At 69.2% G+C, this 16,783-nt stretch carries 20 protein-coding genes, 1 tRNA gene and 1 riboswitch; of the genes, 14 read left to right on the top strand and 7 right to left on the bottom strand.

The genetic code is table 11. From position 1 onward, the window contains the following. Positions 1-3 precede the first annotated feature (3 nt). Entirely contained in the window at positions 4-1,071 is a 1,068-nt protein-coding gene (locus tag AC4GYU_RS00105) for an NAD(P)/FAD-dependent oxidoreductase (protein WP_491084890.1), read from the top strand. Here the strand turns inward: AC4GYU_RS00105 and rnhA are convergent. Further along, entirely contained in the window at positions 1,068-1,490 is a 423-nt protein-coding gene (rnhA, locus tag AC4GYU_RS00100; RefSeq protein WP_491086848.1) for a ribonuclease HI, read from the bottom strand. The two genes, AC4GYU_RS00105 and rnhA, sit on opposite strands and share 4 nt — an antisense overlap. Positions 1,491-1,522: 32 nt before the next feature. Further along, a complete protein-coding gene (gene ispH / locus AC4GYU_RS00095) occupies positions 1,523-2,479 on the bottom strand; it encodes a 4-hydroxy-3-methylbut-2-enyl diphosphate reductase (RefSeq protein WP_491084889.1) in 957 nt (318 codons plus the stop codon). 50 nt (positions 2,480-2,529) lie between these two features. On the opposite strand from ispH, the gene AC4GYU_RS00090 reads away from it, so the two are divergent. Further along, on the top strand, positions 2,530-3,171 hold the full coding sequence (locus AC4GYU_RS00090) for a hypothetical protein (protein ID WP_491084888.1): 642 nt from the start codon (positions 2,530-2,532) through the stop codon (positions 3,169-3,171). Here AC4GYU_RS00090 and AC4GYU_RS00085 read toward each other — a convergent pair. After that, complete coding sequence (locus tag AC4GYU_RS00085) at positions 3,168-4,436, bottom strand: vanadium-dependent haloperoxidase (RefSeq protein ID WP_491084887.1); 1,269 nt, start codon at positions 4,434-4,436, stop codon at positions 3,168-3,170. The two genes, AC4GYU_RS00090 and AC4GYU_RS00085, sit on opposite strands and share 4 nt — an antisense overlap. A gap of 148 nt (positions 4,437-4,584) precedes the next feature. Further along, a riboswitch (glycine riboswitch) is annotated at positions 4,585-4,676 on the top strand. Between the two features lie 171 nt (positions 4,677-4,847). Between AC4GYU_RS00085 and gcvT the strand changes: the two genes are divergently transcribed. The 8 genes from gcvT to AC4GYU_RS00045 all read left to right on the top strand — a co-directional run bounded on the left by gcvT (position 4,848) and on the right by AC4GYU_RS00045 (position 11,695). Further along, the gene (gene gcvT / locus AC4GYU_RS00080) at positions 4,848-5,966 is read left to right on the top strand and encodes a glycine cleavage system aminomethyltransferase GcvT (RefSeq protein WP_491086847.1); all 1,119 of its coding nucleotides are present in this window, start codon (positions 4,848-4,850) and stop codon (positions 5,964-5,966) included. Beyond that, complete coding sequence (gcvH, locus tag AC4GYU_RS00075) at positions 5,963-6,334, top strand: glycine cleavage system protein GcvH (RefSeq protein ID WP_491084886.1); 372 nt, start codon at positions 5,963-5,965, stop codon at positions 6,332-6,334. Before gcvT ends, gcvH begins: the two co-directional genes overlap by 4 nt. A gap of 102 nt (positions 6,335-6,436) precedes the next feature. Continuing rightward, positions 6,437-7,180 (top strand): class I SAM-dependent methyltransferase, encoded by a 744-nt coding sequence (locus AC4GYU_RS00070; RefSeq protein WP_491084885.1) that lies wholly within the window; start codon positions 6,437-6,439, stop codon positions 7,178-7,180. Then, entirely contained in the window at positions 7,181-8,539 is a 1,359-nt protein-coding gene (gene gcvPA / locus AC4GYU_RS00065; protein ID WP_491084884.1) for an aminomethyl-transferring glycine dehydrogenase subunit GcvPA, read from the top strand. Continuing rightward, positions 8,536-10,122 carry an aminomethyl-transferring glycine dehydrogenase subunit GcvPB gene (gcvPB, locus tag AC4GYU_RS00060; protein ID WP_491084883.1) on the top strand — a complete coding sequence of 529 codons (1,587 nt, stop codon included), beginning with the start codon at positions 8,536-8,538 and terminating at the stop codon, positions 10,120-10,122. The genes gcvPA and gcvPB overlap by 4 nt, the downstream gene beginning before the upstream one ends. A gap of 3 nt (positions 10,123-10,125) precedes the next feature. Next, positions 10,126-10,638, top strand: a complete 513-nt coding sequence (locus tag AC4GYU_RS00055; protein WP_491084882.1) for a CcdC protein domain-containing protein — start codon at positions 10,126-10,128, stop codon at positions 10,636-10,638. After that, the gene (locus AC4GYU_RS00050) at positions 10,638-11,102 is read left to right on the top strand and encodes an ABA4-like family protein (protein ID WP_491084881.1); all 465 of its coding nucleotides are present in this window, start codon (positions 10,638-10,640) and stop codon (positions 11,100-11,102) included. Before AC4GYU_RS00055 ends, AC4GYU_RS00050 begins: the two co-directional genes overlap by 1 nt. Further along, on the top strand, positions 11,099-11,695 hold the full coding sequence (locus AC4GYU_RS00045) for a DUF938 domain-containing protein (protein ID WP_491084880.1): 597 nt from the start codon (positions 11,099-11,101) through the stop codon (positions 11,693-11,695). The genes AC4GYU_RS00050 and AC4GYU_RS00045 overlap by 4 nt, the downstream gene beginning before the upstream one ends. On the opposite strand, the gene AC4GYU_RS00040 is transcribed toward AC4GYU_RS00045, so the two are convergent. Further along, the gene (locus tag AC4GYU_RS00040; RefSeq protein ID WP_491084879.1) at positions 11,667-12,275 is read right to left on the bottom strand and encodes a phosphatase PAP2 family protein; all 609 of its coding nucleotides are present in this window, start codon (positions 12,273-12,275) and stop codon (positions 11,667-11,669) included. The genes AC4GYU_RS00045 and AC4GYU_RS00040 overlap by 29 nt on opposite strands. Positions 12,276-12,318: 43 nt before the next feature. Here AC4GYU_RS00040 and AC4GYU_RS00035 point away from each other — a divergent pair, with 43 nt between their 5' ends. Then, positions 12,319-12,732 carry a PilZ domain-containing protein gene (locus AC4GYU_RS00035; RefSeq protein WP_491084878.1) on the top strand — a complete coding sequence of 138 codons (414 nt, stop codon included), beginning with the start codon at positions 12,319-12,321 and terminating at the stop codon, positions 12,730-12,732. 34 nt (positions 12,733-12,766) lie between these two features. On the opposite strand, the gene AC4GYU_RS00030 is transcribed toward AC4GYU_RS00035, so the two are convergent. Further along, entirely contained in the window at positions 12,767-13,396 is a 630-nt protein-coding gene (locus tag AC4GYU_RS00030; protein ID WP_491086846.1) for a PilZ domain-containing protein, read from the bottom strand. 161 nt (positions 13,397-13,557) lie between these two features. On the opposite strand from AC4GYU_RS00030, the gene AC4GYU_RS00025 reads away from it, so the two are divergent. Further along, positions 13,558-14,559, top strand: a complete 1,002-nt coding sequence (locus AC4GYU_RS00025) for an aspartyl protease family protein (RefSeq protein WP_491084877.1) — start codon at positions 13,558-13,560, stop codon at positions 14,557-14,559. 125 nt (positions 14,560-14,684) lie between these two features. Here AC4GYU_RS00025 and AC4GYU_RS00020 read toward each other — a convergent pair. Both AC4GYU_RS00020 and folK read right to left on the bottom strand, forming a co-directional pair. Then, positions 14,685-14,757 (bottom strand) — tRNA-Lys (locus AC4GYU_RS00020). 14 nt (positions 14,758-14,771) lie between these two features. Continuing rightward, complete coding sequence (gene folK, locus AC4GYU_RS00015) at positions 14,772-15,263, bottom strand: 2-amino-4-hydroxy-6-hydroxymethyldihydropteridine diphosphokinase (RefSeq protein WP_491084876.1); 492 nt, start codon at positions 15,261-15,263, stop codon at positions 14,772-14,774. An 89-nt stretch (positions 15,264-15,352) separates the two neighbouring features. Between folK and AC4GYU_RS00010 the strand changes: the two genes are divergently transcribed. Both AC4GYU_RS00010 and AC4GYU_RS00005 read left to right on the top strand, forming a co-directional pair. Then, positions 15,353-16,024 carry a uracil-DNA glycosylase gene (locus tag AC4GYU_RS00010; RefSeq protein WP_491084875.1) on the top strand — a complete coding sequence of 224 codons (672 nt, stop codon included), beginning with the start codon at positions 15,353-15,355 and terminating at the stop codon, positions 16,022-16,024. Continuing rightward, positions 15,987-16,508: a GNAT family N-acetyltransferase gene (locus tag AC4GYU_RS00005; protein WP_491084874.1), complete on the top strand. Its 522-nt coding sequence runs from the start codon at positions 15,987-15,989 to the stop codon at positions 16,506-16,508. The genes AC4GYU_RS00010 and AC4GYU_RS00005 overlap by 38 nt, the downstream gene beginning before the upstream one ends. The last annotated feature ends 275 nt before the right edge of the window (positions 16,509-16,783 follow it).

Raw genomic sequence — 16,783 nt, 5'->3', positions numbered from 1 at the left:
GCGATGAGTGACGTCGACCTGCTGATCGTCGGTGCGGGGATCGCCGGGGCGGGGCTCGCCGCGGCGGTCGCGGACCGGCGCCGGCTGCTGATCGTCGAGGCGGAGGACCAGCCGGGCTACCACAGCACCGGGCGCTCCGCCGCTTTCTGGCATGAAGGTTATGGCGGCCCCCTGGTCGCGCCGCTGAGCCGCGCCAGCCGCCCCGCGCTCGAGGCCGGCGGCTATCTTTCACCCCGCGGCGCGCTCCATGTCGCCCGTGACGGCGAATCGCTTGATCTGGTCGAAGGTGTGGCGGTCGAGCCACTCGATCGTGCCGGTCTTTCCGCCCACCTGCCCGGGATCGATCCGCAATGGACCCACGGCGGGTGGGAAGCGAATCTCGCCGACATCGATGTCGCGCGACTCCATGCCGACCAGCTCGCCGCCGCCCGACGCGCCGGTGCCAGCCTGCGCCTCGGGACCGCCCTCCGGTCGGCGCGCTGGAAGGATGGCGCCTGGTCAGTCGAGCTGGCCGACGGCAGCAGCCTCATCGCCTCGGTCATCGTCGATGCCGCCGGCGCCTGGGGCGATTCGGTCGCCACCGCCTGCGGCATCGCTCCCCTCGGCCTCACCCCGAAGCGCCGCACCATGGTCCAGTTGCGCGTCGACCGCTCAGGCCTGCGCAGTCTGCCGCTCGTCATCGCCGCCGACGGCACTTTCTATTTCAAGGGTGAAGGCGACCGCTCGCTCTGGCTCAGCCCGCACGACGAGAGCGATTGCGCTCCGTGCGACGCCGCGCCCGAGGAGCTCGACGTCGCGCTGGCGATCGATCGCTTCCAGCAGGTGGTGGACTGGCGAATCGAGAAGGTCGAGCGGCGCTGGGCCGGACTTCGCACCTTCACTCCCGACCGCATCCCGGCGATCGGCGTCGAGCCGTCATGCCGTGGCTTCTTCTGGTGTGTGGGGCAGGGCGGCTTCGGGATCCAGACCGCGCCTGCCGCCGCAGCGCTCGGCGCCGCCATCCTGCTCGGCGAGGATTGCGTACCTTTAGGGATCGACCCCGCTACCTACGATCCGGCGCGCTTCCGCTAGCCGCGGATCGCCGCCGCCGCGGCGCAGGCGAGCTCGTCGACCCGCTCATTCTCTTCATGGCCGGCGTGGCCCTTGACCCACTTCCAGTCGATCCGGTGCCGCTCGGCCGCATCGCACAAGGCCTGCCACAGCTCGGCATTCTTGACCGGCTTCTTGTCGCTGGTCCGCCAGCCGTTGCGGCGCCAGTTGTGGACCCACTTGGTGATCCCGTCGCGGACATACATGCTGTCGGTCGACAGCGTGACGTGGCACGGACGGGTGAGCGCCTTCAGCCCCTCGATCGCGGCCAACAGCTCCATTCGGTTGTTGGTGGTGTGCGCTTCGCCCCCCGACAATTCCTTCTCGCGCGCGCCCATGCGGATGAGGACGCCCCAGCCACCCGGCCCCGGATTGCCCTTGCAGGCTCCGTCGGTGAACATCTCGACCCTCGGCAGGTCGACGGGAGCGGCGGTCACGCGACCAGTTCGCGCGGCAGCTTGAAGGTCAGCCCCTCGGGGACATGCTCGGCTTCCTCGGTCGTTAGGAGGAACCGCTCGGAGAGCGCCTCGATCACTTCGTCGACCAGCACCTCGGGCGCGCTCGCCCCGGCGGTCAGCCCGATCGCGCTCGGCTTGCCCAGCCACTCCCAGTCGATCTCGACGGCGCGCTGGATCAGCCGGGCGGACACGCCCTCGCGCTCGGCGACTTCGGCGAGACGGAGCGAATTCGAGCTGTTGGGCGCGCCGATCACCAGCATCTTGTCGACCTTGGGGACGATCGCCTTGACCGCCGCCTGGCGGTTGGAGGTCGCGTAGCAGATGTCCTCGCCGCGCGGCGCCTTGATCGAGGGGAAGCGCGCATGGAGCGCGGCAACGATCGCCGCCGTGTCGTCGACCGACAGCGTGGTTTGGGTCAGGAAGGCGAGATTCTCGGGATCGGCGACGCTCAGCGTCGCGACATCCTCCTCGGTCTCGACCAGGGTCATCGCGCCCGCGGGCACCTGCCCGAAGGTGCCGATCACTTCCGGGTGGCCGGCATGGCCGATGAAGATGATGTGCCGCCCGGCCTCGATCAGCCGCTGCGCCTGGCGGTGCACCTTGCTGACCAGCGGGCAGGTCGCGTCGAGATAGTCGAGGCCGCGATCCCGCGCCTCGGCCGGGACGGTCTTGGGCACGCCATGGGCGGAAAAGACCACCGGCACGCCGTCGGGCACCTCGCTCACTTCCTTGACGAAGATCGCACCCATCGCCTTCAGCCGGTCGACCACATATTTGTTGTGGACGATCTCGTGCCGGACATAGACCGGCGCCCCGTAGCGCTCGAGCGCCAGCTCGACGATGCGGATCGCCCGCTCCACGCCGGCGCAGAAACCGCGCGGTGCGGCGATGATCAGATGGAGCGGGGAACGGCCTTCAAGCATGGCGGCCATGTAAGGCATCGCTTGCCTGCCGAGAAGGGCCTTCCTATGAGCCTGTACCCATGAAGATGTCGCTTCGTGCCCTGCCGGCCGCCGCCCTCGTCCTTGCCCTCGCTGCCTGCGCCAAGGATGGCCAGATCGCCGACGGCGGAGTTTATGTCACCCGGACCGGCTGCCCGCAGGTGGCGATCCCGGCCGCGACCGGCGACGTCACCCTGTTCGATCCCGCCGGAAGCCGCGACAGCCGCGCCATCGACGTGGTCGCGACCATCACCAATCTCCGCTCGACCTGCACCGAGGACACGCAGAACGTCGTCAGCACGGCGACCTTCGATGTCGTCGCCACCCGCCGCGACGCCGGCCCGGCACGCCAGGTCGTGCTGCCCTTCTTCGCCGTCGCCGTTCAGGGCGGGACCAACATCATCGCCAAGAAGGTCGGTGCGGTCGCGCTCGACTTCCCGGCGGGCTCGCAGCGCGCGCAGACCAACAGCCAGGCGACCGTCCGCGTGCTTCGCTCGGCCGTCGCGCTGCCTGCCGACGTCCAGCGCGAACTGACCCGCGAGCGCAAGCCCGGGGACGCCGACGCCGCGGTCGATCCGCTGACCGATCCGAAGATCCGTTCGGCCGTGGCCCGCGCCACCTACGAGCAGCTGGTCGGCTTCCAGCTCACCGCCGACCAGGTCCGCTACAACGCCACCCGCTAGGAGGCGGGACGGGCCTCGCCCGGCGGCAGCGGCTGGAGCGCCCGCTCCAGCCCGAGCCGCGCGACCTTGCGCCCCATCGCCTCGCCCGCCTCGTTGCTGAAGCGATAATGGACTCCGCCGAGGGTCCGCGAATAGCTGACCTGCCGGGCCCATTCGTCCCAGTCGGGCGTCACCTGCACCGCCGACGTCCCGAGCGATCCGCTCGCGATCCGGACGCCCCACGCCGGCTTCTTGCCGCCGACCGCGGTCATCAGCTCGGCGACCGCGCCCGCGCCGATGCAATGGCCGCACGGATATTCGGGATGCCCCGGCGTATTGATCAGCGGCAGCCAGCCCGGGTCGGCCTCGGTCGCGGGATTGTCGTCCTTGTCGGCATTGCGGATCGCCGTGATCGGCCGCCAGAAATTGTAGTGGAGCTTGCCGTCGGCCATCGCCATGCCGGCATCGTCGCCGATCATGTCGTAGAGCGCGAACACCCGCGCATTGTCGACCAGCCGCCGCCCGACCTGATCCATCATCCCGCGCAGCGCGGGCATTTCGTCGCTGTTGATCCGGTAGCGCGCCATCAGCGTCTCGGTCGCGGTCCGCTCCTTGCTCGCCATCATGCCGACCCGTTTCACCTCGTTGAGGTCGCGGGCGTAGCGGTCGCTGGTGAGGGCAGGGGGCGCCGGCGGGCGGACCTCGCTCGCGCTCTTGAGGACCCACGGCCGATAGGCGACCGAATAAGGGCCGGTCGCGGGAAGCGCGGTCTGGACCCACTGGCCGGGAAGGGTCACCGGCCGATAGGCGACCTGAGCGACCGTCGAATCCATGTCGGGAATGGCGATCACCGCAGCCGCCGCCTTCTTGCCGATCGCCATCGCAGTGGCCTTGGCCGCTCCGTCGGCGATCCCTGCCATGGCGAGATCGTAGCTTTCCTTGACCGCGGTCTTGTTGGCCGGCGCCAGCGCGTAGAGCATCTCGGTCGCCGCGGTGATCGCCGCCGTCTGCTGGTCGGCATCCGCCGCGCCGACCGGCATGCCGACATAGGAGCGATAACGATGGTCGATCGCGTTCAGCGCCTCGAAGATCGCCAGCGCGACCTTGGTCTCGTCATGATCGCCCTTGCCGTCGCGGACGATGGTCAGTTGCGATCCCCCCTGGCCCTGCCCCTGCGGCAGCGCCTTGCGGGCAAAGTCCATCCATTCGCAGACGGTGTCGGCATGCGCCGGAGCCGCCGCGGCGAGGCCGAGCGTGGTGGCGAGCAGAAGAGCAGCAAGACGCATCGATCATATCCCCCTGACAATGCGTCGCGGAAGCTATCACAGCTCCGCGGCCGCCCCACGTGGAATCTTCACACCTGACCTCAAGGCGCGTTGACTTGGGGACGGCCCCCTCTAGAGCCGCAGCCAGCCAGTCCGGCGGCAACGCCGGGCGACTCGCGCGGGAGAGGCCTTGGCTCGACCAGGGCGCCGAAGGAGCAACCGCCCCCGGAATCTCTCAGGCAGAAGGACCGCGCGGGGTCGAAGGTCGTCTGGAAAGTGCCGCGCCCGTGTCGCCATGGGTTCGGCCGCCGAAGGGGTAATCTCGCCTGACCGGGCGGGGGAAAGCTCTCAGGCGCAAAGGGACAGACGGGGGTTCGCACGCTTCCATTTCGTCCGTCCGGGGCGGTGGGAAGCCGAACCTGCCGGAGTAGACTGACCGTGGCCGACGTCCTCGATACCGAACTTCAGACCCTCCCGCTCGACGCCTGGCATCGCGCCCGCGGCGGCCGGATGGTGCCCTTCGCCGGCTACCACATGCCGGTCCAGTATGAGGGCATCATCGCCGAGCACCGCTGGACCCGGACCCATGCTGGGCTGTTCGACGTCAGCCACATGGGCCAGCTAATCGTCCCCCTCGACGCCGTCGGGGCGCTCGAGACCCTTTTGCCGGGTGACCTCCAGGCGATGAACGAGGCGCGGCCGAAGTACAGCCTGCTGCTCAACGCCGCCGGCGGGATCGTCGACGACCTGATGATCACGAAGCGGTCCGACGGTTGGTATCTCGTGGTCAACGGCGCGACCAAAGAAGGTGACATGGCCGTGCTCGAGGCCGCCGGCATCCCCTTCACCTATCTCGCCGACCAAGCCCTCCTCGCGCTTCAGGGTCCCGACGCCGTGGCGGTGATCGCCTCGCATGCGCCGGGCATCGCCGACCTCGGCTTCATGCAGGCGGGCGCCTTCACCGTCGGCGGGACCGAGGCCTGGATCAGTCGTTCGGGCTATACCGGCGAGGACGGGGTCGAGATCTCGATTCCCGCCGCTGCCGCCGATGCGGTCGCCGACCTCCTCCTCGCCGACGAAAGGGTCCGGGCGATCGGGCTCGGCGCCCGCGATTCGCTCCGGCTCGAAGCCGGTCTCCCGCTCTACGGCCACGACCTCGACGAAGCGACCACGCCGGTCGCCGCCGACCTCCTCTTTGCGATCAACAAGCGTCGCCGCGCCGAAGGCGGGTTCGCCGGGTCCGAGCGGATCCTCGGCGAACTTGAGCAGGGTGCCGTCAGCAAGCGCGTCGGCTTCACCGTCGAGGGTCGCCAGCCGGTCCGCGAAGGCGCCCTGATCCTCGACGACGAGGGCAATGAAATCGGCCGGGTCACCAGCGGCGGCTTCTCGCCCAGCCTCGAGGCGCCGATCGGCATGGGCTATGTCGCGACCGCGCTGGCCGCGCCCGGCACCGGCCTCACCATCGAACAGCGCGGCAAGCTGTTTCGCGGCACCGTCGCGACGCTGCCGTTCGTTCCGCACCAATATCATCGCAAGGGGAAGACCGCATGAGCCTCTATTTCACCAAGGAACACGAGTGGATCCGCGTCGAGGGTGACACCGCGACCGTCGGCATCACCGACCACGCCCAGAGCCAGCTCGGCGACATCGTGTTCGCCGAGGCGCCCGACGCCGGCAAGCAGCTGACCAAGGGCGGCGACGCTGCCGTGGTCGAATCGGTCAAGGCCGCCAGCGACGTCTATGCCCCCGCCTCGGGTGAGGTCACCGAGACCAACCCGGCGATCGGCGATGACCCCTCGATCATCAATTCGGACCCCGAAGGCCAGGGCTGGTTCTTCAAGCTCCGCCTGTCGAACCCGTCCGAGCTCGACGGCCTGATGGACGAAGCCGCCTACCGTGCCTGGGTCGAGACCCTTTGATCGAGCCGACCCAAAATTCGTTCGCCCTGAGCGAAGTCGAAGGGCGCCTGCGCGCGCGTGCTTCGACTTCGCTCAGCACGAACGAACTGGGTTGTTGAATTCATGACCACCATCCTCTCCACCTCGTCCTGGGACGCCGCCGACTATGCCCGCGTCGGCGGCTTCGTCCCCGCGCTCGGCGCCGCGGCGCTCGACCTGCTCGCTCCTCAGCGGGGCGAGCATATCCTCGACGTCGGCTGCGGTGACGGCACGCTCACGCTCCGGATCAAGGAAGCCGGGGCCGAGGTGGTGGGGATCGACAACAGCCTGTCGATGATCGGCGCGGCCAAGGCTAAGGGGCTCGACGCCCGGCTGATGGACGTCGCCGACCTGCGCTTCGCCGAAGCCTTCGACGCGGCCTTCTCCAACGCGACACTCCACTGGGTGCTCGACAAGGAGCGCGCCGCCCGGGCCATCTGGTTCGCGCTCAAGTTCGGCGGCCGCTTCGTCGGCGAGATGGGCGGGGCGGGCAATCTCGCCGCGCTTCGCCAGCATCTCGACGACGAGCTGGTCGAGCGCGGTTTCGGTCCGCCGACCTATGCCGCCAATTGGTATCCGACCCCCGACGAGTTCGCCGAAATCTACGAGGCCGCCGGCTTCCGCGACATCGATGCCGAACTGATCGATCGCCCCACCGAGCTCGAGCATGGCGTCGAGGGCTGGGTCCTCGCCTTCCGTGCCGGTTGGCTCGACCGGGCTGGCGTCCCGCTCGAGTTACGTCCCGCCATCGCCGCTGCCGTCGCCCGCCGCCACGGCAGCACCACCGCCGATTACGTCCGTCTCCGCTTCACCATGAGAAAGCCCTAGATGCGCTATCTTCCCCTGTCCGATGCCGACCGCTCGGCGATGCTCGAAACGATCGGCGTCGGCCATGTCGACGACCTGTTCCGCGACGTGCCCGAGGAGGCCCGTCTCGACGGCCCGATCCGCGACCTCCCGCTGCACGCCTCCGAGCTTTCAGTCGAGCGCCAGCTCACCGCTCTGGCACGCAAGAACGTGCCGGCGGGCGAGGTGCCCTTCTTCCTAGGCTGCGGCGCCTACAAGCATCACGTTCCAGCCAGCGTCGACCATCTGATCCAGCGCGGCGAGTTCCTGACCGCCTACACGCCCTACCAGCCCGAGATCGCGCAGGGCACGCTGCAGGTCCTGTTCGAATTCCAGAGCCAGGTCGCGCGCCTGATGGGCTGCGAGGTCGCCAACGCCTCGATGTACGACGGCTCGACCGCCTGCTGGGAAGCGATCGGCATGGCCCGCCGCATCACGCGCAAGGCCAAGACGCTGATCAGCGATGGCCTTCATCCCCATTATGTCTCGGTCTGCGAGACGATGGCGAAGTTCACCGGCGACACGCTCGAGACCGCGACTCCGACGCTCTCGGCCGAGCTGGACCTCGACGACCTCGCCGGCCGCATCGACGGCGACACCAGCGCGGTGGTCGTCCAGTATCCCGACATTCTCGGCCGCGTCGCCGACCTTTCGGGCCTCGCCGACGCCGCCCATGCCAAGGGCGCGCTGCTGATCGTGGTCGTCACCGAGCCCGTCGCGCTCGGCCTCCTCAAGTCGCCCGGCGAAATGGGGGCCGACATCGTCGTCGGCGAAGGCCAGTCGATCGGCGTCGGCCTCAACTTCGGTGGCCCCTATGTCGGCCTGTTCGCCTGCCGCGAAAAGCATATCCGCCAGATGCCCGGCCGGATCGCGGGCGAGACCATCGACGCCGACGGCAAGCGCGGCTTCGTCCTCACCCTCTCGACCCGCGAGCAGCACATCCGCCGCGAGAAGGCGACCAGTAACATCTGCACCAACTCGGGGCTGTGCGCGCTGGCCTTCTCGATCCACATGACCCTGCTCGGCGAAAAGGGCCTCCGCCAGCTGGCCGAGCTCAATCACGCCCGCGCCGCCGCCTTGGCCGAGCGGCTCGCCGCCATCCCCGGCGTGCGGCTGGTCAACGATCTCTTCTTCAATGAATTCACCCTCGAGCTCCCGGTCGAGGCTCGCCCAGCCGTCCACCGGATGGTCGAGCAGGGCGTGCTCGGCGGCGTGTCGCTCGGCCGGCTCTATCCCGGCGTCGACGCGCTCAAGAAGGGACTGGTGGTCGCGGTGACCGAAACCGCGACCGACGAAGACATGGACGCGCTGGTGAGCGCGCTGACGGAGGCAGCCAAGTGACCATCAACCAGAGCGGCTGGAAGCCCACCACGCCGATCGCCGGCGCCACCGACACCGGCAATCGCGCGCTGATGCTCGAGGAAGCGCTGATCTTCGAGATCGGCGACAGCGAGACCACCGGCGTCGACATCGCCGCCGCCGACGCTGCGCCCAAAAGCGGCCTGTCGGCCCTGCTGCGTAGCGACCCGATCGGACTTCCCGGCCTGACCGAGCCCGAGACGGTCCGCCACTATACCCGCCTGTCGCGCCAGAATTACGCGATCGACCTCGGTCTCTTCCCGCTCGGCTCGTGCACGATGAAGCACAATCCGCGCCTGAACGAGAAGATGGCCCGGCTCCCCGGCTTCGCCGACATTCACCCGCTCGCGCCCAAGGAAACGGTGAAGGGCGCGCTCGAGCTCATCAATCAGCTCGCCTTCTGGCTGATCGACCTGACCGGCATGCACGGCGTCGCGATGAGCCCCAAGGCCGGCGCCCATGGCGAGCTGTGCGGCCTCCTCTGCATCCGCGCTGCGCTCGAGGCCCGCGGCGATGCCCGCCAGGTCGTGCTCGTCCCCGAAAGCGCCCACGGCACCAACCCCGCCACCGCTGCCTTCTGCGGCTACCGGGTCGAGAATATCCCCGCGACCTCGGCCGGCCGGGTCGACCTCGAGGCGCTGAAGGCCCGCCTCGGGCCCGACGTCGCCGCGGTGATGATCACCAATCCCAACACCTGCGGCCTGTTCGAGCCGGAGATGAAGGCGATCAGCGACGCGGTCCATGCCGCGGGCGGTTTCGTCTATTGCGACGGCGCCAACTTCAACGCGATCGTCGGCAAGGTCCGTCCCGGCGACCTCGGCGTCGACGCGATGCACATCAACCTCCACAAGACCTTCTCGACGCCCCACGGCGGCGGCGGCCCGGGCTCGGGTCCGGTGGTCCTGTCCGAGGCACTGTCGCCCTTCGGTCCCTTGCCCTTCACCGCGCGCCAGCCCGACGGCAGCGTCCTCCTCATCGAGGAAGAGGATGCCGGTGAGGAGCATCCGCACACCTTTGGCCGGATGACCGCCTTCCACGGTCAGATGGGCATGTTCACCCGTGCCCTCTCGTACATCCTCAGCCACGGCGCCGACGGCCTGAAGCAGGTCGCCGAGGATGCGGTGCTCAACGCCAACTACATCCTGCGCAGCCTCGAGGACGTGCTCGACGCGCCCTTCGCTCATTCGGGTCCGTGCATGCACGAGGCGCTGTTCAGCGATAAGGGCTTCGCCGACGGGATCAGCACCCTCGATCTCGCCAAGGCGCTGATCGACGAAGGCTATCACCCGATGACCATGTACTTCCCGCTGGTGGTGCATGGCGCGATGCTGGTTGAACCGACCGAGACCGAGAGCAAGGCCGCGCTTGACCAGTTCATCATGGCCCTCCGCTCGGTCGCCGAACGCTGCCGCGCCGGGGACGAGAGCCTGAAGTCGGCGCCGCATTATTCGCCGCGCCGCCGGCTCGACGAGACGCTTGCCGCGCGCAAGCCGGTCGTCGCCTGGAAGGAGCCTGTTCCGGCCGCCGCCGAAGCCCCGACCCCGAGCGAGATCGGCGACCGCTAGGACGTGTTCGACGAGGCGGCGATCTGGAAGGTCTGGGGACCGCTCCTCACGATCGCCGTCATCTTCTTCATCCGCTTCCGGCGGGCGGGGACCGAGCGGCCGCTGCGGCTCTGGTCTTTGTGGTTCGTGCCTTTGCTGGTGCTCGCGCTCCTCGGCGCGGCACTGGTCCAGCTTCGTCCGCCACCGCTCGGGCTTGCCGCCTTGCTGCTCGGAATCGGGGATGGGATCGTGCTCGGCTGGCACCGGGGCAAGCTGATCGCGCTTCGCCGCGATTCGAGCGGCCGCATCCACCAGCAGGTCTCGCCCGCCGCCATCCTCCTGCTGCTCGGGATCGTCGCCGTGCGCTTCCTCCTCCAGCAGCATTATGGGGCAGGGGAGCCCGGCCGTCCGGCCCCGCTCGCCGCGACCATGGTCGGCGATGGCTTGCTTGGCCTTGCCGCCGCCACCATCATCGCGACCCGGATCGAACTTGCCCTGCGCGTCCGCGCGCTTCTCGCCGGAAAGGCTCTTCCCTGATGTGGTCCTCGCTGTTCGGCTTCACCAACCTCGTCGCCCTGATCGGCTGGGCGATCCTGCTCTTCCTGCCGCGCCGTGCGCTCGGCTTCAGCATCGTCCTCTATGCCGGGGTCGGCCTGCTCTGCCTGACCTATGCCGTGCTGATGGTGATGCTGCTCGGCGGGCTGGTCGATCCCGGCAGCAACGGCAGCGCGCCATTCGACTATTCGAACTACACGATCGCCGGCATCCGCGCCCTGTTCGGAAGCGACGCCGGAGTGGTCGTGGGCTGGACCCATTATCTCGCCTTCGACCTGTTCGTCGGCCTGTGGATCGCCCGCGACGCCGACAACAAGGGATTCGGCCGGCTCGTCCAGGCGCCCTTCCTCCTGCTGACCTTCCTTGCCGGTCCGGTCGGGCTCATCCTCTGGCTGATCGTGCGCGAGCGACGCGCCCGCACCGCCGCCAAGGTCGCCCGACCGTGAAGCGCAGCGCCCCCGCGGCCCTGCGCAACCGCGAGCCCATCCTCGCCGTCCTGCGCGACTGGCTGCCTACAACCGGGCGGGTCCTCGAAATTGCCGCCGGCACCGGCGAACATGCGCTCTTCTTCGCGGAGGCCTTTCCCGACCTTCACTGGCAGCCGACCGACCCCGACCCCGAAGCACGCGCCTCGATCGCCGCCTGGCGCGAAGAGGAGGGGACTTCCAACCTCGCCCCGCCGCTCCCGCTCGACGTCATGACGCCGGACTGGCCGGTCGATACCGCCGATGCGATCCTCGTGGTGAACCTGGTCCACATCTCGCCCCCGGCGGCCAGCACCGGCCTGCTCGACGGGGCGGCGCGGCTCCTTCCTCCCGGCGCGCCGCTCATCCTCTACGGGCCGTGGCGGGTGACGGGAGAGCCGCTCGCTTCGTCCAATCTCGCCTTCGAGCAGGCGCTGAAGGAGCGCGACCCGAGCTACGGCCTGCGCAACCTCCAGGCCTTCGCCGGCGATGCCGCCGCGCGCGGGCTTCGCCTTGCCGAGCGCCGCAATATGCCGGCGAACAATCTCATGCTGCGGTTCGTGGCCGCCGGCTGAGCCACCACCAGCCGCTCACCCAAGCGAGCCCGAACAGCCATCCCGCGAGGACATCGCTCGGCCAGTGGACCCCAAGCACCGGCCGCGTCGCCCCGATCGCCAGTGCCAGCAGGATCGCGCCCGTCACCGCCTGCCGTCGCCACTCGACCGGCACGGCGAACAGCGCCAGCGCGAGATAGGTCGTCATGCTGTTGCCGGCATGGGCGCTCGGAAAGCTGTTCGACAGCACGACCACCGGATGCGCGTCGAAGCTGGGCCGGGCCCGGCCGACCAGCAATTTCAGCCCCTCGACCGCAAGCCGCCCGCTCAGCACCGTCGCGCCCAGCAGCAACGCCTCGTGCCGCTGCCCGCGCCACCACAGCCAGGCGAGCGCGATGCCGAGCACGGGCAGCAGCACCGCGAAGCCCCCGAGCTGGGTGAACCACACCAGTATCTCGGTCCCCATCGGCGAGGTCGTCCGCCAGTCGGACCACCAGCGCACCACATTGGCGTCGAAGGGGAGGGCGGCCCCGCCGATCACACCGAGAAGGATGAATATGGCTGTCGCCAGCAGCAGAAAAAGCGTGTGTCGTGTCGTCATGCGTTAAATGAAGTTTTACCTCGGCCCGCTAGTTCCCTCGACTATGGATGAAAGCAGCCAGGTACAGAATCGGCGCGAGCGTCGTTCGAACGTCCTGTTGACGGCCGTGATCGAACTCTCCGGCCGGACGCTCGACGTGAAGCTGCGCAACCTGTCGGCCGATGGCGCGCTGATCGAGGCGGACACGCTCCCGGTCGAAGGCGCGGAAATCCGCTTTAAGCGCGGCGATCTCATCGTCGGCGGCAAGGTCATCTGGGTGCGCGGCACCCGCGCGGGCATCAATTTCAATGCCCCACTGACGCCCGAGGCCTTGCTTCGCCACGTCCCGACCCCGCGCCCGCGGGTCGCGCCGGGCTATCGCCGGCCGGGTCTCGGCGCACAGCCGCTGACCGAGACCGAGCGCCAGACCGCCGCCCGCTGGGCCGTGGCGCTCGCGCCCGACCTTCCCGGGGAATAAGCTAGGAAACGAATGAGTGCCGGAGGGCAGGCCGTCAGGCCGCCCGGCTCACGCCCTGCTGCTTGCGCAGCCACTCGATCAGGGTCGGCAGCGGAAGCAGTCGGTTGAAGGTGATTCCGGCGCAGCCATTGTCGGTCCAGCGCACCATCGCCTGCTGCGGCGGAAGGCCGGGGAGGGTCACGACGACCTCGGCATTACGCGGGAATTCGGCCTTGATCTCGACCTTGATCCCGCCCTGGCTGATGTCGCACGCCCGCCCGCGGTGCACGGTGGCGCCGTCGCGGATGGTGACGAAGGACGACGTCTCGATCCGCGGCATGCGCGGCCGCGGTCCGTCCTCGCTCTGGCTGAGCATGGCGATGACGTCGATCGGCCGGTCGAACACCAGCCCGACATTGGGCTGCTGGACCCAGGCGACCTTGCCCGTCAGCGGCTGACCGCACTTGAGCTCGACCGTCAGCTGCACTCCGGGCTTGAGCCCGCCGGTGTAGAGCCGGAGCATCGCGCCCCCGGCGGAAATATTCTTGATGAGGCAAAGTTCGCGCCGACCTTCGACGACCATGGTGCCGACCCGGAACAGGGTCAGGTGACGCTCGCCGTCGCGCCGCTCCTCCGGGCGCGGGGCCTGGTCGCTCAAAGAATAGAGGGTCGTGTCGACGGGCATCTCTTCCACATTATAGCTCCCGGGCCGCCCGCACTGGCGTCCGACCGTCTTTCCCCACGCTGCCAACCTACGGATGCAAGGTTACCCAAAGGTTTGCGTTGCGATGGCGCGGGGCCCGAAAAGCCGATAATATGCTACCAAATCCGTGTGGAGTTTCGCCCATGATCCTCGCGATCGTCGCCGTGCAGCTTGCCGCCGCTCCGCCCGCCGCTCCCGTCGCCGTTCCGCCCGCGCCGGTCGGCCTCGTCACCCGGCTCGAGCCGACCACCACCCCGGGCGCCGAACCGCCCACGACCGCCGAACAGCTCGCGCTGACCGCCCTGTCGGGCGCGCGGCTCACCGTCCCGGTCACCGTCGGCGCGGCTGGCCCGTTCCGCTTCCTGGTCGACACCGGCGCCGACAGCACCGCCGTCTCGCGCCAGCTGGCGACCCGGCTCGCTCTGCCCCGCGGCCGCTCGGCCAGGCTCCACAGCGTCACCGGCCTGTCCGACGTCGCCACCGCCTCGATCAGCGGCCTCAAGGTCGCCACCCGCGCGGTCCCTGACCTCAACGTTCCCCTGCTCGACGCCGCCCATGTCGGGGCCGACGGCATTCTCGGCACCGACGTCCTGCGCTCGGCGATGGTCCGCTTCGACTTCAAGAAGGGCCTGCTCTCGATCGCCCCGGCGAGCCGCGGGCGCCGGCTGGTCGATCCCGACGCGATCGTGGTCGAGGCCCGCCGCCGCGCCGGCCGGCTGATCGTCACCGAGGCCGAGCTCGACGGCCAGCGCCTGACCGTGGTCCTCGACACCGGCTCCGAAGTCTCGATCGGCAATGACGCGCTCCGCCGCGCGCTCGAGCGCCGCCGCGGCCTGTCCGACCATCAGCCGGTCCAGCTGCGCTCGGTCACCGGCGGCACGCTCGCCGCCTCCTACATGTTCGTCCGCCGCCTCGACCTCGGCTCGGTCCGCTTCACCGACCTCGGGATCGCCTTCGCCGACGCGCATACCTTCAACGCCATGGGCCTGATGGACCGGCCCGCCTTGCTGCTCGGGATGAACGCGCTGCAGGCATTCGACAGCGTCACCATCGACATGGCCGCCAAGAAGCTCCGCTTCTCGATGCCCGAAGGCAGCATGCCCGTCGACAACGCTCTCATCGGCACCGTCCGCCGCAGAGGCTGACCGCGAGGCGTCCGCGAAGAGTTCATGCTTTTTGTAGAAAGGCGTGAGCCGTGCTGGGCTCGAACCAGGAGGCGGCGCTCGTCGCTGCCGACCACAATAAAGCTGGTTCGATTACGGCTAAGGCGTGAGCCGTGCTGGGCTCGAACCAGCGACCCGCTGATTAAAAGTCAGCTGCTCTACCGACTGAGCTAACGGCCCACGCGAGGGCGCACCTAGGGCCTAACGCGGCGCTTGCCAAGGCGGCTTGCGAGCTGCCGTGCGGTGAGCCCGTCGCTTACCCGCCAGCCTGGCGCCACCGCCGCCAGCGGAAGCAGCATGAACGGCCGCTCGTGGAGTCTGGGGTGGGGGATGGTGAGGGTGCGGCTCTGCCACCGCCCGCCATCCCAGGCGAGGAGGTCGAGATCGAGCACGCGGCTGCCCCAGCGCTTGCCCGGGCGCCGCCCGAACGCCCGCTCGGTCGCCTTCAAGGCCGCCAGCATCGCCTCGGGCGCGAGCTTGCTCTCGACCACCGCCACCGCGTTGGCAAAGTCGCGCCCCGCGCCCCCACTCGCCGGATTGATCAGCAGCGGCGAGGCGTCGAACAGCCCGAACGCCCGGTCGAGCTCGGCGATCGCCGCCGCGACCACGCCCGCCGGCCGCCCATGCCGCCCGTGCGGCCGGTTCGACCCGATCGCGATCGCGTAGAGATGCGTGTTCTGTTTCATTGCGTTCGCCCTGAGCCAAGTCGACGGGCGCTGGCAAGCCACCGGAAAGGTGCTTCGACTTCGCCCGGCACGAACGATAAGGAGTGGCCATGCTCTTTCCCGCCGCCCCGGTCGCCTCGCCCGTTCCCCATGCCGAGGCCCCGCGTGACTGCCCGCTCTGCCCGCGCCTCGTCCGCTTCCGCGAGGAATGCCGCGCCGAGCATCCCGGCTGGTGGAATTCGCCCGTGCCCGCCTTCGGCGATCCCGACGCCTGGCTTGCCGTCGTCGGCATGGCGCCCGGCAAGCAGGGCGCCAACCGCACCGGCCGCCCCTTCACCGGCGACTTCGCCGGCGACCTTCTCTACGCGACCCTCGCCAAATTCGGCCTCTCGACCGGCACCTACCGGGCCGACCCGTCCGACGACGTCCGCCTCACCGGCGCGCTCATCTTCAACGCGGTCAAATGCCTGCCCCCGCAGAACAAGCCCGAGCCCGCCGAGATCGCCACCTGCCGCACCTATTTCGAAGCCGCGCTCGGCCAGCTGCCGAAGGTCCGCGTGCTCGTCGCGCTGGGCGCCATCGCCCACACCGCCACCGCCCGCGCGCTCGGCCTTCGCCCGATGCACGCCACATTCGGCCACGGCAGCGAGGTCACCGCGCCCGACGGCCGGATCCTCCTCGGCACCTATCATTCGAGCCGCTACAACCAGAATACCGGCCGCCTCACCGCGCCGATGTTCGAGCATGTCTTCGCCCGCGCGATGGAGCATCGCCCTGGTTGAGCAGATCGCCACCGAGCGGCTCGTCCTGCGCCGCGCCCGGATCGAGGACGTCGCGCCGATGCACCGCATCATGCGCGACCCCGAGGCCATGCGCTACTGGTCGACTCTCCCGCACGAGAGCGTCAAGGAGACCGCCGACTGGGTCCGCTCGATGCTCTCCCCGCCGCAGGAGAGCGACGACTTCATCGTCACCCTCGATGGCGACGTGATCGGCAAGTTCGGCGCCTGGGCGCTGCCCGACTTCGGCTACCTCTTCGATCCCGCGCACTGGGGAAAGGGCTATGCGAGCGAGGCCATGGCCGCCTTCCTCGCCCATCGCCGCCGCATGGGCAGCCGCTTCCTCACCGCCGACACCGACCCCCGCAACACCCCCTCGATCCGCCTCCTCGAGCGCCACGGCTTCACCGAAACCGGCCGCGCCGAAAAGACCTGGCTGATCGGCGGCCAGTGGTTCGACAGCATCTACTGGCGCAAGGATCTGTAGGGGGGAGGGCACGATCGCCCGGAGGTGTAGGTGATGCTCCGCTGCGCTAGGCTGCGCTCCACCCGCACCCGTCGATTGCCCACCCGATGCAGCCGGGCACACGGCCTTCGCCCCCATCGCGACTAAGGTCCGCTTACGACCCGTTGCGGACATCTAGCGGGTTACCGGATTGGTCTGGTCGCCGCCCACATTTCCGGACGAAACCAATTGCAGGTGAGGTCGGGCTTAGCGTCCCGCAGTCGATCGAATTCCGGTTTCGGAGCGACACAGGCGAT

It is taken from the genome of Sphingomonas sp. SP2 (genome assembly GCF_058313385.1).
This window is presented reverse-complemented; position numbering and strand designations above follow the sequence as displayed.

Excerpts from the sequence above, each read along its gene's own strand:
- AC4GYU_RS00010 (WP_491084875.1), top strand. The coding sequence starts at position 15,353 with ATGCTCTTTCCCGCCGCCCCGGTCGCCTCGCCCGTTCCCCATGCCGAG.
- gcvPA (WP_491084884.1), top strand. The coding sequence starts at position 7,181 with ATGCGCTATCTTCCCCTGTCCGATGCCGACCGCTCGGCGATGCTCGAA.
- AC4GYU_RS00040 (WP_491084879.1), bottom strand. The coding sequence starts at position 12,275 with ATGACGACACGACACACGCTTTTTCTGCTGCTGGCGACAGCCATATTC.
- AC4GYU_RS00070 (WP_491084885.1), top strand. The coding sequence starts at position 6,437 with ATGACCACCATCCTCTCCACCTCGTCCTGGGACGCCGCCGACTATGCC.
- rnhA (WP_491086848.1), bottom strand. The coding sequence starts at position 1,490 with ATGTTCACCGACGGAGCCTGCAAGGGCAATCCGGGGCCGGGTGGCTGG.
- AC4GYU_RS00085 (WP_491084887.1), bottom strand. The coding sequence starts at position 4,436 with ATGCGTCTTGCTGCTCTTCTGCTCGCCACCACGCTCGGCCTCGCCGCG.
- AC4GYU_RS00035 (WP_491084878.1), top strand. The coding sequence starts at position 12,319 with ATGGATGAAAGCAGCCAGGTACAGAATCGGCGCGAGCGTCGTTCGAAC.
- gcvH (WP_491084886.1), top strand. The coding sequence starts at position 5,963 with ATGAGCCTCTATTTCACCAAGGAACACGAGTGGATCCGCGTCGAGGGT.
- AC4GYU_RS00050 (WP_491084881.1), top strand. The coding sequence starts at position 10,638 with ATGTGGTCCTCGCTGTTCGGCTTCACCAACCTCGTCGCCCTGATCGGC.
- AC4GYU_RS00105 (WP_491084890.1), top strand. The coding sequence starts at position 4 with ATGAGTGACGTCGACCTGCTGATCGTCGGTGCGGGGATCGCCGGGGCG.
- AC4GYU_RS00090 (WP_491084888.1), top strand. The coding sequence starts at position 2,530 with ATGAAGATGTCGCTTCGTGCCCTGCCGGCCGCCGCCCTCGTCCTTGCC.
- AC4GYU_RS00025 (WP_491084877.1), top strand. The coding sequence starts at position 13,558 with ATGATCCTCGCGATCGTCGCCGTGCAGCTTGCCGCCGCTCCGCCCGCC.
- AC4GYU_RS00030 (WP_491086846.1), bottom strand. The coding sequence starts at position 13,396 with ATGCCCGTCGACACGACCCTCTATTCTTTGAGCGACCAGGCCCCGCGC.
- AC4GYU_RS00005 (WP_491084874.1), top strand. The coding sequence starts at position 15,987 with ATGTCTTCGCCCGCGCGATGGAGCATCGCCCTGGTTGAGCAGATCGCC.
- folK (WP_491084876.1), bottom strand. The coding sequence starts at position 15,263 with ATGAAACAGAACACGCATCTCTACGCGATCGCGATCGGGTCGAACCGG.
- ispH (WP_491084889.1), bottom strand. The coding sequence starts at position 2,479 with ATGGCCGCCATGCTTGAAGGCCGTTCCCCGCTCCATCTGATCATCGCC.